Source organism: Pseudomonas sp. FG47 (assembly GCF_057809115.1).
Window position 1 is genome coordinate 60,189 of record NZ_JBMDJI010000015.1, and the last position, 14,591, is coordinate 74,779.

The 14,591-nt window shown below is 63.7% G+C and carries 11 protein-coding genes; 10 read left to right on the forward strand and 1 reads right to left on the reverse strand.

Annotated elements, in window-relative coordinates; genetic code table 11:
* The first annotated feature begins 18 nt into the window (after positions 1-18).
* The 8 genes from dnaE to ispD all read left to right on the forward strand — a co-directional run bounded on the left by dnaE (position 19) and on the right by ispD (position 11,356).
* Positions 19-3,543: a DNA polymerase III subunit alpha gene (gene dnaE / locus ACODS5_RS13540; RefSeq protein ID WP_489108911.1), complete on the forward strand. Its 3,525-nt coding sequence runs from the start codon at positions 19-21 to the stop codon at positions 3,541-3,543.
* 105 nt (positions 3,544-3,648) lie between these two features.
* Entirely contained in the window at positions 3,649-4,596 is a 948-nt protein-coding gene (locus ACODS5_RS13545; RefSeq protein WP_489108912.1) for an acetyl-CoA carboxylase carboxyltransferase subunit alpha, read from the forward strand.
* Positions 4,597-4,735: 139 nt separating this feature from the next.
* Positions 4,736-6,019 (forward strand): tRNA lysidine(34) synthetase TilS, encoded by a 1,284-nt coding sequence (tilS, locus tag ACODS5_RS13550; RefSeq protein ID WP_489108913.1) that lies wholly within the window; start codon positions 4,736-4,738, stop codon positions 6,017-6,019.
* 270 nt (positions 6,020-6,289) lie between these two features.
* Positions 6,290-7,918, forward strand: a complete 1,629-nt coding sequence (pyrG, locus tag ACODS5_RS13555) for a CTP synthase (protein ID WP_023630712.1) — start codon at positions 6,290-6,292, stop codon at positions 7,916-7,918.
* Positions 7,919-7,921: 3 nt separating this feature from the next.
* Complete coding sequence (kdsA, locus tag ACODS5_RS13560) at positions 7,922-8,767, forward strand: 3-deoxy-8-phosphooctulonate synthase (protein WP_134689521.1); 846 nt, start codon at positions 7,922-7,924, stop codon at positions 8,765-8,767.
* A gap of 155 nt (positions 8,768-8,922) precedes the next feature.
* On the forward strand, positions 8,923-10,212 hold the full coding sequence (gene eno / locus ACODS5_RS13565) for a phosphopyruvate hydratase (protein WP_003252333.1): 1,290 nt from the start codon (positions 8,923-8,925) through the stop codon (positions 10,210-10,212).
* 158 nt (positions 10,213-10,370) lie between these two features.
* A complete protein-coding gene (gene ftsB, locus ACODS5_RS13570) occupies positions 10,371-10,652 on the forward strand; it encodes a cell division protein FtsB (protein WP_011535259.1) in 282 nt (93 codons plus the stop codon).
* On the forward strand, positions 10,649-11,356 hold the full coding sequence (gene ispD / locus ACODS5_RS13575) for a 2-C-methyl-D-erythritol 4-phosphate cytidylyltransferase (protein ID WP_489108914.1): 708 nt from the start codon (positions 10,649-10,651) through the stop codon (positions 11,354-11,356). The genes ftsB and ispD overlap by 4 nt, the downstream gene beginning before the upstream one ends.
* Positions 11,357-11,460: 104 nt before the next feature.
* Here ispD and ACODS5_RS13580 read toward each other — a convergent pair whose 3' ends face one another.
* Positions 11,461-12,363 carry a LysR substrate-binding domain-containing protein gene (locus ACODS5_RS13580; RefSeq protein WP_489108915.1) on the reverse strand — a complete coding sequence of 301 codons (903 nt, stop codon included), beginning with the start codon at positions 12,361-12,363 and terminating at the stop codon, positions 11,461-11,463.
* Positions 12,364-12,472: 109 nt separating this feature from the next.
* Between ACODS5_RS13580 and ACODS5_RS13585 the strand changes: the two genes are divergently transcribed.
* Both ACODS5_RS13585 and fghA read left to right on the forward strand, forming a co-directional pair.
* The gene (locus ACODS5_RS13585; protein WP_134689517.1) at positions 12,473-13,585 is read left to right on the forward strand and encodes an S-(hydroxymethyl)glutathione dehydrogenase/class III alcohol dehydrogenase; all 1,113 of its coding nucleotides are present in this window, start codon (positions 12,473-12,475) and stop codon (positions 13,583-13,585) included.
* A gap of 9 nt (positions 13,586-13,594) precedes the next feature.
* Complete coding sequence (gene fghA, locus ACODS5_RS13590; RefSeq protein WP_489108916.1) at positions 13,595-14,449, forward strand: S-formylglutathione hydrolase; 855 nt, start codon at positions 13,595-13,597, stop codon at positions 14,447-14,449.
* Positions 14,450-14,591 lie beyond the last annotated feature (142 nt).

The window sequence follows — 14,591 nt, forward strand, 5'->3', positions numbered from 1 at the left end:
TCTGCTACAGGATCCTCCATGTCGGTCTCCTTCGTTCACCTTCGCGTGCATTCCGAATTCTCCCTGGTCGATGGCCTGGTGCGGATCAAGCCGCTGGCCAAGGCTCTGGCGGGGATGAACATGCCGGCGGTGGCGATCACCGACCAGAGCAACATGTGTTCGCTGGTGAAGTTCTACAAGACCGCCATGGGCGCCGGCATCAAGCCGATCTGTGGCGCCGACCTGTGGCTTGCCGGGGCCGACCCCGAGGCGCCGCTGTCGCGCATCTGCTTCCTGGCGATGAACCCCAAGGGCTACCGCAACCTCACCGAACTGATTTCGCGCGGCTGGACCGATGGCCAGCGCAACGGCCTGGTGATCATTCAGCGTGACTGGATCGCCCCGGCCACCGAGGGGTTGATCGCCCTGTCGGCAGGCAAGGAAGGCGATATCGGCATGGCCTTGATGTCCGGTCGCCAAGGTGAGGCCGAAGTCCTGCTCGCCGATTGGATGGGCATGTTCCCCGAGCGCTTCTACGTCGAGCTGCAGCGCACCAACCGCGCCGGTGACGAGGAGTACGTGCATGCCGCCGTGGCCCTGGCCGACAAGCTCGGCGCACCGCTGGTGGCGACCAACGACGTGCGGTTCGTCAAGCAATCGGACTTCGATGCCCACGAGACCCGCGTGTGCATCGGCGAGGGCTGGACCCTCGACGACCCACGCCGCCCGCGCGGCTACAGCGACCAGCAGTACCTCAAGTCCGCCGAGGAAATGGCCGAGCTGTTCAGCGACCTGCCGGACGCTATCGCCAACACCGTGGAAATCGCCAAGCGCTGCAACATTACCGTGCAGTTGGGCAAGTACTTCCTGCCTGACTTCCCGACGCCCAACGGCATGGGCATCGATGACTACCTGCGCCACGTTTCCCACGAAGGCCTGGAGGAGCGCCTGGCGGTGCTGTGGCCGAAGGAGACCACGCCCAACTACGAAGAAAAGCGCCAGGTCTACCTGGACCGCCTGAAGTTCGAGCTGGACATCATCATCCAGATGGGCTTCCCCGGTTACTTCCTGATCGTTATGGACTTCATCAAGTGGGCCAAGAACAACGACGTCCCGGTTGGCCCTGGTCGGGGCTCGGGCGCCGGCTCGCTGGTGGCCTACGTGCTGAAGATCACCGACCTCGACCCGTTGGCCTACGACCTGCTGTTCGAACGTTTCCTCAACCCTGAACGTATTTCCATGCCCGACTTCGACGTCGACTTCTGCATGGATGGCCGCGACCGGGTGATCGACTACGTGGCCGAGGCCTACGGGCGCAACGCGGTAAGCCAGATCATCACCTTCGGCACCATGGCCGCCAAGGCGGTGGTGCGCGACGTGGCGCGGGTGCAGGGCAAGTCCTACGGCCTGGCAGACCGCCTGTCGAAGATGATCCCGTTCGAAGTGGGCATGACCCTGGAGAAGGCCTACGAGCAGGAAGAGATCCTGCGCGACTTCCTCAAGGGCGATGAGGATGCCCGCGAGATCTGGGACATGGCCCTGAAGCTCGAAGGTGTCACCCGTGGTACCGGCAAGCACGCCGGTGGCGTGGTGATCGCGCCGACCAAACTCACCGATTTCTCGCCGATTGCCTGTGACGAAGAGGGCGGCGGCCTGGTGACCCAGTTCGACAAGGACGATGTCGAGGCCGCGGGCCTGGTGAAGTTCGACTTCCTCGGCCTGCGTACCCTGACCATCATCAAGTGGGCGATGGAGATCATCAACCGCGAGCAGGCCAAGAAGAACCTGCCCGACGTCAACATCGACTTCATCCCGCTGGACGATCGCAAGACCTACGAGCTGCTGCAAAAAGCCGAGACCACGGCGGTGTTCCAGCTCGAATCGCGCGGCATGAAAGAGCTGATCAAGAAGCTCAAGCCCGACTGCCTGGAAGACCTCATCGCACTGGTGGCGCTGTTCCGCCCCGGCCCGTTGCAGTCGGGCATGGTGGACGACTTCATCAACCGCAAGCACGGTCGCGCGGAGCTGGCCTACCCGCACTCGGACTACCAGTACGAAGGCCTCAAGCCGGTACTGGCGCCCACCTACGGCATCATCCTGTACCAGGAACAGGTAATGCAGATCGCCCAGGTAATGGCCGGCTACACCCTCGGCGGCGCCGACATGCTGCGCCGGGCCATGGGTAAGAAAAAGCCCGAGGAAATGGCCAAGCAGCGCGGCGGTTTCATCGAAGGCTGCGTCGCCAACAATATCGATGCCGATCTTGCCGGTAACATCTTCGACCTGGTAGAAAAATTCGCCGGCTACGGCTTCAACAAATCCCACTCCGCCGCCTACGGCCTGGTGTCGTACCAGACCGCCTGGCTGAAGACCCATCACCCGGCGCCATTCATGGCCGCGGTGCTGTCTGCGGATATGCACAACACCGACAAGGTCGTGGTGCTGGTCGAGGAAGTGCGCAGCATGAAGCTGCGCCTGGACGCGCCGGACGTGAACTTCTCCGACTTCAAGTTCACCGTCAACAACGACGGCCGTATCGTCTATGGCCTGGGTGCGATCAAGGGCGTGGGCGAAGGCCCGGTGGAGGCGATCGTCGAGGCGCGCGCCGAAGGCGGTCCGTTCAAGGACCTGTTCGATTTCTGCGAGCGTATCGACCTCAAGCGGGTCAACAAGCGTACCCTGGACGCGCTGATCCGCAGCGGCGCGCTGGACCGCCTGGGCCCGCATTTCCATGACGAGATCAAGGCCTACCAGGCCAACATCGACATCAACCGCGCAACCTTGCTGTCGGCGCTGGGCGAGGCGGTGAAGGCCGCCGAGCAGGCCGCGCACACCGCCGACAGCGGCCACGTCGACCTGTTCGGCGGCATGTTCGACGCCGCCGACGTGGACGTCTATGCCAACCACCGCAAGGTGCGCGAGCTGACCCTCAAAGAGCGCCTGAAAGGCGAAAAGGACACCCTTGGCCTCTACCTCACCGGTCACCCGATCGACGAGTACGAGACCGAAATTCGCCGCTTCGCCCGCCAGCGCATTGTCGACCTGAAGCCCGCGCGGGATACCCAGACCATCGCCGGGATGATCATTGCCCTTCGGGTGATGAAGAACAAGAAGGGCGACAAGATGGGCTTCGTCACCCTCGATGACCGCTCAGGGCGCATCGAGGCCTCGCTGTTCGCCGACGCCTTCATGGCCGCCCAGGCCCTGCTGCAGACCGACGCCATGGTGGTGGTGGAAGGGGAGGTGAGCAACGATGACTTCTCCGGCGGCCTGCGCCTGCGGGTCAAGACCGTGATGACCATGGAGGACGCGCGGACCAAGCTGGCCGAGAGCCTGCGCCTGAAGATCAGCCATGACGCGCTCAAGGGCGACCGCCTGAGCTGGCTGGGCGAACTGATCACCCGCCATCGCGGTGGCTGCCCGATCACCCTGGAGTACACCGGCAGCGACGCCAAGGCCATGCTGCAATTCGGCGACCAGTGGTGCATCGACCCCGCCGATGGGCTGATTCAGGCACTGCGTGACCAGTTCGGGCGTGAGAACGTCTTCCTGCAATACCGTTGAAACGACGCATTTTAATCTCGACCTTTATGCGCCTGATCCCTTAAGGTAGGGCGCCAAACGGATCCACCGGCCGGCCGCCTGGCCGTAGACCCAAGACGGAAGCCTATGAACCCGAATTTCCTCGATTTCGAACAGCCGATTGCCGACCTGCAAGCCAAGATCGAAGAGCTGCGCCTGGTGGGCAACGACAACTCGCTGAACATCAGCGATGAAATTGCCCGTCTGCAAGACAAGAGCAGCACCCTGACCGAGAGCATCTTCGGCAACCTGACCAGCTGGCAGATCGCCCGCCTGGCCCGTCACCCGCGCCGTCCGTACACGCTCGACTACATCGACCACATCTTCACCGAGTTCGAAGAGCTGCACGGCGACCGTCACTTCTCCGACGACGCCGCGATCGTCGGCGGTACCGCGCGCCTGAACGACAAGCCGGTCATGGTCATCGGCCACCAGAAGGGCCGCGAAGTGCGCGAGAAGGTCCGCCGTAACTTCGGCATGCCGCGCCCGGAAGGCTACCGCAAGGCCTGCCGCCTGATGGAAATGGCCGAGCGCTTCAAGATGCCGATCCTGACCTTCATCGACACCCCGGGTGCCTATCCGGGCATCGACGCCGAAGAGCGCAACCAGAGCGAGGCCATTGCCTGGAACCTGCGCGTGATGGCGCGCCTGAAGACCCCGATCATCGCCACCGTGATCGGTGAGGGTGGTTCCGGCGGCGCGCTGGCCATTGGCGTGTGCGACCAGCTGAACATGCTGCAGTATTCCACCTACTCGGTGATCTCGCCGGAAGGCTGCGCCTCGATCCTGTGGAAGACCGCCGACAAGGCTGCCGACGCCGCCGAGGCCATGGGTATCACCGCCGAGCGCCTGAAGAGCCTGAACATCGTCGACAAGGTCATCAGCGAGCCCCTGGGTGGCGCCCACCGCGACCCGGCCGCGATGGCCGCGAGCATCCGTGGCGACCTGGTCGAACAGCTGGACATGCTCGGCAAGCTCGACAACGACGCGCTGCTCAAGCGCCGTTACGATCGCCTGATGAGCTACGGCCTCTGATGCATTGCGGGGTCGCTTCGCGGCCCTTTCGCGACACAAGGCCGCTCCTACAGGCGACCGCGATCCCTTGTAGGAGCGGCCTTGTGTCGCGAAAGGGGGGCAAAGCGACCCCGGCGATCTCAAGCCCTGTGAGGCCCTGATGTTCAACCTCACCCCTTGGCTCAATGCTCCCGCCTGGTACGTCGCCTTCTCTGGCGGCCTGGACTCCACTGTCCTCCTGCACCAGCTCGCTGATTACTCTCGCAACCATTCAACGCCGCCCCTGCGCGCCATCCATATCCATCACGGCCTGCAAGCCGCCGCCGACGCCTGGCCCGATCACTGCCGAGCGGTGTGTGCCACCCTGGGTGTCGAGCTTGAGGTAATCCCTGTCCGGGTCGCCCCCGGCGCCAGCCTCGAGCAGGCGGCCCGCAATGCCCGCTATGAAGCCTTTGTAAAGCGACTGGGCGCTGGCGCGGTGTTGTTCACGGGGCAGCACCGTGACGATCAGGCTGAGACCCTGCTTTTTCGCCTGCTGCGCGGTGCCGGCCTGCGTGGATTGTCCGCCATGCCGGAGCATCGGGTTCTGGGGCAGGGTAGCCTGGTGCGGCCGATGCTGGGGCTGTCGCGCCAGCAGTTGCAGGCCTACGCCGACACTCACGGGCTGGTATGGGTCGATGACCCGTCCAATGACGACACGGCCTTTGCCCGCAACTTCCTCCGTGGCGAGGCCCTGCCGCTGTTGCGCGGTCGCTGGCCGCAAGTGGACGCCAATCTGGCGCGCAGTGCCGAGCACCTGGGCGAGGCGCTGGGCTTGCTCGACGAGCTGGCCGCCAGCGACCTGGCCCCGGCCTGCGACAATGCGCCGCTGCCCTGGCTCGGCCTGGCCTCTCTTGACCTCGCCGTGCTCAAGGCCCTGTCGCCGGCGCGCCAGCGCAATGCCCTGCAATCCTGGCTCAGCCACCGTACCCGCCTGCCGGACAGTCGCCACTGGGCTGGCTGGAACGACCTGCGTGACGCCGCCGGCGATGCCTGTCCGCTCTGGCGTCTGACCGACGGTCAAGTGCAGCGCGGCCATGGGCGCATCTGGTGGCTGGACGGACAATGGCTGGTAGCGCCGATTGGCGAGCAGGCCTGGCCGAATCCATCGCAACCGCTGGTGCTGCCGGGTAACGGCCAGGTCTGGCTTGCAGCTCGCGCCGAGGGCGCCGGCCTGCGCATCGCCTATCGCAAAGGTGGCGAAGTGCTGGATATTCCAGGGCGCGGCCGGCGCGATCTCAAGCGCTTGCTCAACGAGGCGCAGATCCCGCACTTCGTGCGCTCGCGCCTGCCGCTGCTGTATCGCGGCGAGCAGTTGCTGGCGGTGGCCAACCTGCCCGAGCTGGCATTGGCAGATTGCCAACTGCACTGGCAGCCACCGACGAACGTGCAAGGTTTGAGCTGAAGGGTACATTCAGGTAGACTACCCTCCCTTCTTGATACAGCTTCTGTGGGTTCCGCGAAAACACAGAGGTTGCCGATTACCAAGCAGTTTTTTGCTGGGCTGATTTCTTAAAATGACGAGCGAGCTCCATGCCGGGGATACCCCCGGTCTGTACAGACGCGGCAGTTTTTCGAGATGCACTGTGATTGACGCAGGTGATCGGGGGCTTCGGCCTTCCTTCGCTTTCTCCGGCGGCGCTGACCGCCTTAACGCAGACTTCTAGGGTTTTTCATGACGCGCTACATATTCGTCACGGGCGGTGTTGTTTCTTCATTGGGGAAAGGCATTGCCTCGGCTTCCCTGGCGGCCATCCTGGAAGCGCGGGGCCTGAAGGTCACCATGCTCAAGCTGGACCCGTACATCAACGTCGACCCGGGCACCATGAGCCCGTTCCAGCACGGCGAAGTGTTCGTCACCCATGACGGCGCCGAGACCGACCTCGACCTGGGCCACTACGAGCGGTTCATCCGCACCACGATGACCCAGAACAACAACTTCACCACCGGCCGCATCTACGAGCACGTGCTGCGTAAAGAGCGCCGTGGCGACTACCTGGGCGCGACCATCCAGGTCATCCCGCACATCACCGACGAAATCAAGCGCCGCATCATCAAGGGCGCCGGCGATGCCGACGTCGCGCTGGTCGAGATCGGCGGCACCGTGGGCGACATCGAGTCGCAGCCGTTCCTCGAGGCCATCCGCCAGCTGCGCGTCGAAGTGGGCTCCAAGCGCGCCATGCTGATGCACCTGACCCTGGTCCCGTACATCGCCACCGCCGGCGAGACCAAGACCAAGCCAACCCAGCACTCGGTCAAGGAGTTGCGCTCCATCGGTCTGCAGCCTGACGTGCTGATCTGCCGCTCCGACCACCCGGTCGACGCCTCGTCGCGCCGCAAGATCGCGCTGTTCACCAACGTCGAAGAGCGTGCGGTGATTTCGCTGGAAGACGTCGACACCATCTACAAGATCCCAGGCGTGCTGCATGCCCAGGGCCTGGACGACTTCGTCGTCGAGCGCTTCGGCCTGCAGTGCAACAGCGCCGACCTGTCCGAGTGGGACAAGGTGGTCGATGCCAAGCTCAACCCTGAGCAGGAAGTGACCATCGCCATGGTCGGCAAGTACATGGAGCTGCTGGACGCGTACAAGTCGCTGATCGAAGCGATGAGCCACGCCGGCATCACCAACCGCACCAAGGTCAACCTGCGCTACATCGACTCCGAAGACATCGAGAACCAGGGCACCAGCCTGCTCGAAGGCGCCGATGCCATCCTGGTGCCGGGTGGTTTCGGCCTGCGCGGCGTCGAAGGCAAGATCACCGCGGTGCAGTACGCCCGTGAGAACAAGGTCCCGTACCTGGGCATCTGCCTGGGCATGCAGGTTGCCGTGATCGAATTCGCCCGTAACGTGATGGGCTGGAAAGACGCCAACTCCACCGAGTTCGACCGCAACAGCGGCCACCCGGTAGTCGGCCTGATCACCGAGTGGGCCGATGCCACCGGCGCGGTCGAAACCCGTACCGAAGCGTCCGACCTGGGTGGCACCATGCGCCTGGGCGCGCAGGATTGCCAGCTGGCGGCCGGCTCCAAGGTCCATGACTGCTACGGCAAGGACATCATCACCGAGCGTCACCGTCACCGCTACGAAGTCAACAACGTGCTGCTGCCGCAGTTGGTCGAGGCTGGCCTGCAGGTATCCGGCCGCTCCGAAGACGGCGCGCTGGTCGAAGTGGTCGAGTCGAAGGACCACCCATGGTTCGTCGCCTGCCAGTTCCACCCGGAGTTCACCTCCACCCCGCGTGACGGTCACCCGCTGTTCAGCGGCTTCGTCAAGGCGGCCCTGGCACAGAAGAACAAGGCCTGATCCATGACTCAGAAGATCATTCGCGTCGGTAACATCGAGATCGCCAACGACAAGCCGTTCGTCCTGTTCGGCGGCATGAACGTCCTGGAGTCCCGTGACCTGGCCCTGAAGGTCTGCGAGGAATACGTGCGGGTCACCGAAAAACTCGGCATCCCGTACGTGTTCAAGGCCAGCTTCGACAAGGCCAACCGCTCGTCGGTCAATTCGTACCGCGGCCCGGGCATGGAAGAAGGCCTGAAAATCTTCGAGGAGATCAAACGCACCTTCAATGTGCCGGTGATCACCGACGTGCACGAGCCCTACCAGTGCGAACCGGTGGCCAAGGTGTGCGACATCATCCAGCTGCCGGCCTTCCTGTCGCGCCAGACCGACCTGGTCGTGGCGATGGCCAAGACCGGCGCTGTGATCAACATCAAGAAGGCGCAGTTCCTCGCGCCCCACGAGATGAAGCATATCCTCGCCAAGTGCGTCGAGGCCGGCAACGACCAGCTGATCCTCTGCGAGCGTGGTTCGAGCTTCGGCTACAACAACCTCGTTGTGGACATGCTCGGCTTCGGCATCATGAAGGAGTTCGAGTACCCGGTGTTCTTCGACGTGACCCACTCGCTGCAGACCCCGGGTGGTCGCGCCGACTCCGCCGGTGGCCGCCGCGCCCAGGTCACCGACCTGGCCAAGGCCGGCATGAGCCAGGGCCTGGCCGGGTTGTTCCTCGAGGCCCACCCGGACCCGGACAACGCCAAGTGCGACGGCCCGTGCGCCTTGCGCCTGGACAAGCTGGAGCCGTTCCTGGCCCAGCTCAAGCAACTGGACGACCTGGTGAAAAGTTTTCCGACGGTAGAAACCGCGTAAAGCTCATTTCTCGGGTAAAGTACCGCCCGTTCCACCCCCTGACCTATCGGTCAGGGGGCTCCCTTCCCCAGGCCTGCCCGTGCCATGTCGCCTGGTGAACGGCAAGAATTCCCAAAAGCTGCGTTGTTTTCGTCAATTCTGGAGTGCTTACAACAATGGCAAAGATCGTCGACATCAAAGGTCGTGAAGTTCTCGATTCGCGTGGCAACCCCACCGTGGAAGCCGATGTCCTGCTCGACAACGGCATCATCGGCAGCGCTTGCGCGCCGTCGGGTGCTTCCACTGGCTCGCGCGAAGCGCTGGAGCTGCGTGATGGCGACAAGAGCCGTTACCTGGGCAAGGGCGTGCTGAAGGCTGTCGCCAACATCAACGGCCCGATCCGTGACCTGCTGCTGGGCAAGGACCCATCGGACCAGAAAGCCCTGGACCGCGCCATGATCGAGCTGGACGGCACCGAGAACAAAGCCAAGCTGGGCGCCAACGCCATCCTCGCCGTCTCGCTGGCCGCCGCCAAGGCCGCCGCCCAGGACCAGGACCTGCCGCTGTACGCGCACATCGCCAACCTCAACGGTACCCCGGGCCAGTACTCCATGCCGGTGCCGATGATGAACATCATCAACGGCGGCGAGCACGCCGACAACAACGTCGATATCCAGGAGTTCATGGTGCAGCCGGTTGGCGCCAAGACCTTCTCCGACGGCCTGCGCATGGGCACCGAAATCTTCCACCACCTCAAAGCCGTGCTCAAGGCCCGTGGCCTGAACACCGCCGTGGGTGACGAAGGTGGTTTCGCGCCGAACCTGGCTTCCAACGAAGACGCCCTGGGCGCCATCGCCGAAGCCGTGGAAAAAGCCGGCTACAAGCTGGGTACCGACGTGACCCTGGCGCTGGACTGCGCAGCCTCCGAGTTCTATGAAGACGGCAAGTACAACCTGTCCGGCGAAGGCAAGTCGTTCGACGCCGAAGGCTTCGCCGACTACCTGAAGGGCCTGACCGAGCGCTTCCCGATCATCTCGATCGAAGACGGCCTGGACGAGTCGGACTGGGCTGGCTGGAAGATCCTCACCGACAAGATCGGCGAGAAGGTGCAACTGGTCGGCGATGACCTGTTCGTCACCAACACCAAGATCCTCAAGGAAGGCATCGAGAAGGGCATCGGCAACTCGATCCTGATCAAGTTCAACCAGATCGGCTCGCTGACCGAAACCCTGGAAGCCATCCAGATGGCCAAGGCCGCTGGTTACACCGCGGTGATCTCGCACCGTTCCGGTGAAACCGAAGACTCGACCATCGCCGACCTGGCCGTGGGTACCGCCGCCGGCCAGATCAAGACCGGCTCGCTGTGCCGCTCCGACCGCGTCAGCAAGTACAACCAGCTGCTGCGCATCGAAGAGCAACTGGGTGCCAAGGCCGTCTATCGCGGTCGCGCCGAGTTTCGCGGCTGAGCAAGAGATGGTAAAAAGGCAGCAGCCGGGGCAGCCTGAAAGTTCATACTGAATTTCCAGGCGTTTCCCACGGGTTTCTGTCGACGAAGCCTGGCCTTGGCCAGGCTTCGTGCTATCGGAAGCTCGCTGCGGCGGCCTTTTTTACCCTGGATATCTTCATGCGCAGTCCCTATTGGTTGTTCCTCGTCCTGCTCCTGTTGCTCGGTGGCCTGCAATATCGCCTTTGGGTCGGTAATGGCAGCCTGGCGCAAGTGACCGAGCTCAAGCAGCAGATTGCCGACCAGCATGCGGAAAACGAACGTTTGCTGGAGCGCAACCGCGTGCTCGACGCCGAGGTACTGGAGTTGAAGAAAGGTATGGAGACCGTGGAAGAACGGGCTCGTCATGAGTTGGGGATGGTCAAGGAGGGCGAAACCCTCTACCAGTTGCCGCAGAAATGACCCACGTATTGCCGGCCTTCTGGGCCGTGATTCCCGCCGCGGGCGTAGGTGCCCGCATGGCTGCCGACCGCCCCAAGCAGTACCTGCAGTTAGGCGGGCAGACCATTCTCGAGCATAGCCTCGACTGTTTCCTCGACCATCCCATGCTCAAGGGCGTGGTGGTCAGCATTGCCGAAGATGACCCTTACTGGCCCGGCCTGCGTAGCGCCAGCGATTCGCGCATCCAGCGCGCGCCGGGCGGTCACGAGCGTGCAGATTCGGTGCTCAATGCGCTATTGCTGCTGCATGCCCAGGGCGCGTCGGATGACGACTGGGTGCTGGTGCACGACGCCGCGCGGCCGAATCTGGCGCGTGGCGATCTGGACAAGTTGCTGTCAGCCCTGGCTGAAGATCCCGTCGGTGGATTGCTCGCCGTACCCGCTCGGGACACGCTCAAGCGTGCCGACGGCGAGGGTAGGGTGGCTGCCACGGTCGATCGCAGCACCGTCTGGCAGGCCTACACCCCGCAGATGTTTCGCCTCGGCATGTTGCATCGGGCGTTGGCCGAGTGCCTGGTGTCCGATGTGGCGGTCACCGATGAGTCGTCCGCTATCGAGTGGGCCGGTCATGCGCCGCGCCTGGTCGAAGGGCGCAGCGACAATATCAAGGTGACCCGTCCGGAAGACCTGGAGTGGTTGCGCCAGCGCTGGGCCGGGCGCCGCTGAGCGCCCGACCTGGCACCGCCTCTGTAGGAGCGGGCTTGCCCCGCGAACACCGGCAATGCCGGTGCCAGGCCACGCGCTGGCTGCTTCGCGGGCCAAGCCCGCTCCTACAGGGGAGTGCTGCGATACTCCGGCAACTGCGCCAACCCTTCCTTCAGGTAGTCCACCAACCGCCTGACCTTCGGCGACAGGTGCCGTTGCTGCGGATACAGCGCCCACACCGCAGTGTTTGGCGGCTGGTGACCTTCAAGCAGCGACACCAGCGCCCCGTTGTGCAGATGCTCCAGCACGTAGTAGTCCGGCAGCTGGCACAACCCCATCCCCTGTAATGCCGCATCCAGCACCGCCTGCCCGCTGTTGCAGCGCCAGTTGCCCTGCACCCGCTGGCTGAACTCACGCCCGTCCTGCTGCAGCGCCCATAGATCGGAGCTACCGACCAGGCAATTGTGCCGCGCCAGCTCCGAAAGGCTGTGAGGCCGCCCATAGCGCTCCAGGTAAGCGGGCGATGCGCACAGGTACATGCGTCGCGGCGCCAGTCGCGTGGCCACCAGCCGGGAGTCCTGCAAGCGGCCCAGGCGGATGGCCAGGTCCATGCCCTCATGCAGCAGGTCGAGGGTGCGGTTGCTCAACTCCACTTCGACCCGCAGTTGTGGATACTGGCCCATGAACCGAGTCACCAGCGGCACGATGAAGCGTTCGCCGTAGGCCACGGCGCAGGTCATGCGTAGCAAACCCTTGGGTTCGCTGGCCAGGTCGCCCATGGCACGCAGGGCCTCTTCGCGACCATCCTGCAGGCGCTGGCAATGCTGCAGGAAGGTCTGGCCTGCCTCGCTCAGCGTGACCCGCCGCGTGCTGCGATACAGCAGTCGGGTCTGCAAGCGCTCTTCGAGGCGGGCGATCTGGCGGCTGATATGCGACGAGGACACCCCCAGGCGCTCGGCAGCCGCGGTGAACTGGCCTGACTCGGCAACGGCGACGAACTCGTCGATGCCTTCCCAGCGACTGCTCATTGATTATCCCTGTATGGCAATAATGTTTTGTGATCTGCTGGATTATTCATAAAAAAGCGGTGAATTACACTGCAAGACTGAAATTCCACACCCTGTCTGGAGACCTTTGATGATCAAGTCCCGTGCTGCCGTAGCCTTCGAGGCCAAGAAACCCCTGGAAATCGTCGAAGTCGACGTGGCCATGCCCAAGGCCGGCGAAGTGCTTTTGCGGGTGGTCGCTTCGGGGGTTTGCCATACCGACGCCTACACCCTGTCTGGCGCCGACCCGGAAGGCATCTTCCCATCGATCCTCGGCCATGAAGGCGGGGCGATCGTCGAAGCGGTGGGCGAGGGCGTCACCTCGGTTGCCGTGGGCGACCATGTGATCCCGCTGTATACCCCCGAGTGTGGCAAGTGCAAGTTCTGCCTGTCTGGCAAGACCAACCTGTGCCAGGCCATTCGAGCCACCCAGGGCAAGGGCCTGATGCCTGACGGTAGCACCCGCTTCAGCTACAAGGGCCAGCAGCTGTTCCACTACATGGGGACCTCGACCTTCTCCGAGTACACCGTGCTGCCGGAAATTTCCGTGGCCAAGATCCAGAAGGAAGCACCACTGGAGAAGGTCTGCCTGCTCGGTTGTGGCGTGACCACCGGGATCGGCGCGGTGCTCAACACTGCCAAGGTCAAGCCCGGCGATACCGTGGCCATCTTCGGCCTGGGCGGCATCGGCTTGTCGGCGGTGATTGGCGCGGTAAAAGCCAAGGCGTCGCGCATCATTGCCATCGACATCAACCCGGCCAAGTTCGAGATCGCCCGCCAGCTGGGCGCTACCGATTGCATCAACCCCAAGGACTACGACCGCCCGATCCAGGAAGTGATCGTCGACCTCACCGACGGTGGCGTGGACTTCTCCTTCGAGTGCATCGGTAATGTGCAATTGATGCGCGCGGCGCTGGAATGCTGCCACAAGGGCTGGGGCGAGTCGGTGATCATCGGCGTGGCTGGTGCCGGCCAGGAAATCGCCACCCGTCCCTTCCAACTGGTCACCGGTCGTGTCTGGCGCGGTTCGGCGTTCGGCGGCGTGCGTGGTCGCAGCGAGCTGCCCAGCTATGTCGAGATGTCCGAGAAGGGCGAGATCCCGCTGGACACTTTCATCACCCACACCATGGGGCTGGAGGATATCAACAAGGCCTTCGACCTGATGCACGAAGGCAAGAGCATCCGCAGCGTGATCCACTTCTGAGGCCCTGCCATGACGCTGGAAAACATCTCTTGCCAAAAAAGCTTCGGCGGCTGGCACAAGCGTTACCGGCACAGCTCCAAGGTGCTTGGCTGCGACATGGTGTTCGCCGTATACCTGCCACCCCAGGCCGAGCAGGGCGAGAAGCTGCCGGTGCTGTACTGGCTCAGCGGCCTGACCTGCACCGACGAGAACTTCATGCACAAGGCCGGCGCCCAGCGCCTGGCCGCCGAGCTTGGGCTGATCATCGTCGCCCCGGACACCAGCCCGCGCGGCGAGCAGGTGCCGGGGGATCCGGACGGCGCCTGGGACTTTGGCCAGGGCGCCGGCTTCTACGTCAACGCTACCCAGCAGCCCTGGGCGCAGCACTACCGCATGCATGACTACGTGGTACATGAGTTGCCGGCGTTGATCGAAGCGCACTTCCCGGCGTCCGAACAGCGCAGTATCAGTGGTCACTCGATGGGCGGGCATGGCGCGCTGGTCTGTGCCTTGCGCAACCCGGGCCGCTACCGTTCGGTGTCGGCGTTTTCGCCGATCAGCAACCCGATGGATTGCCCGTGGGGCGAGAAGGCGTTTTCGCGCTACCTCGGTGAAGACCGTTCACGCTGGCGCGAGTGGGATGCCAGCGTGCTGCTGGCCGAAACCCCGTCCGGTGAGTGTCCGCCATTGCTGGTGGACCAGGGCGACCGTGACGACTTCCTCGAGAAGCAGCTCAAGCCTGAAACACTGGAGCAGGCGGCACGCAAAGGTGGTCATGCGCTGACCCTGCGCCTGCAGCCGGGGTATGACCACAGCTACTACTTCATCGCCAGCTTCATCGATGAACACCTGCGCCATCACGCGGTGGCGTTGGGCAGGGGGTAGCCCAGCAGGCCCTGTTCGCCGGCAAGCCGGCTCCTACCGGGTTTCGTAGGAGCCGGCTTGCCGGCGAACGAGGCCCGTACAGCCCCAAACACATCCGCCCAAGCCCCTGCAAAGCAGGTAGAATCACGCCCTGACTCAATCA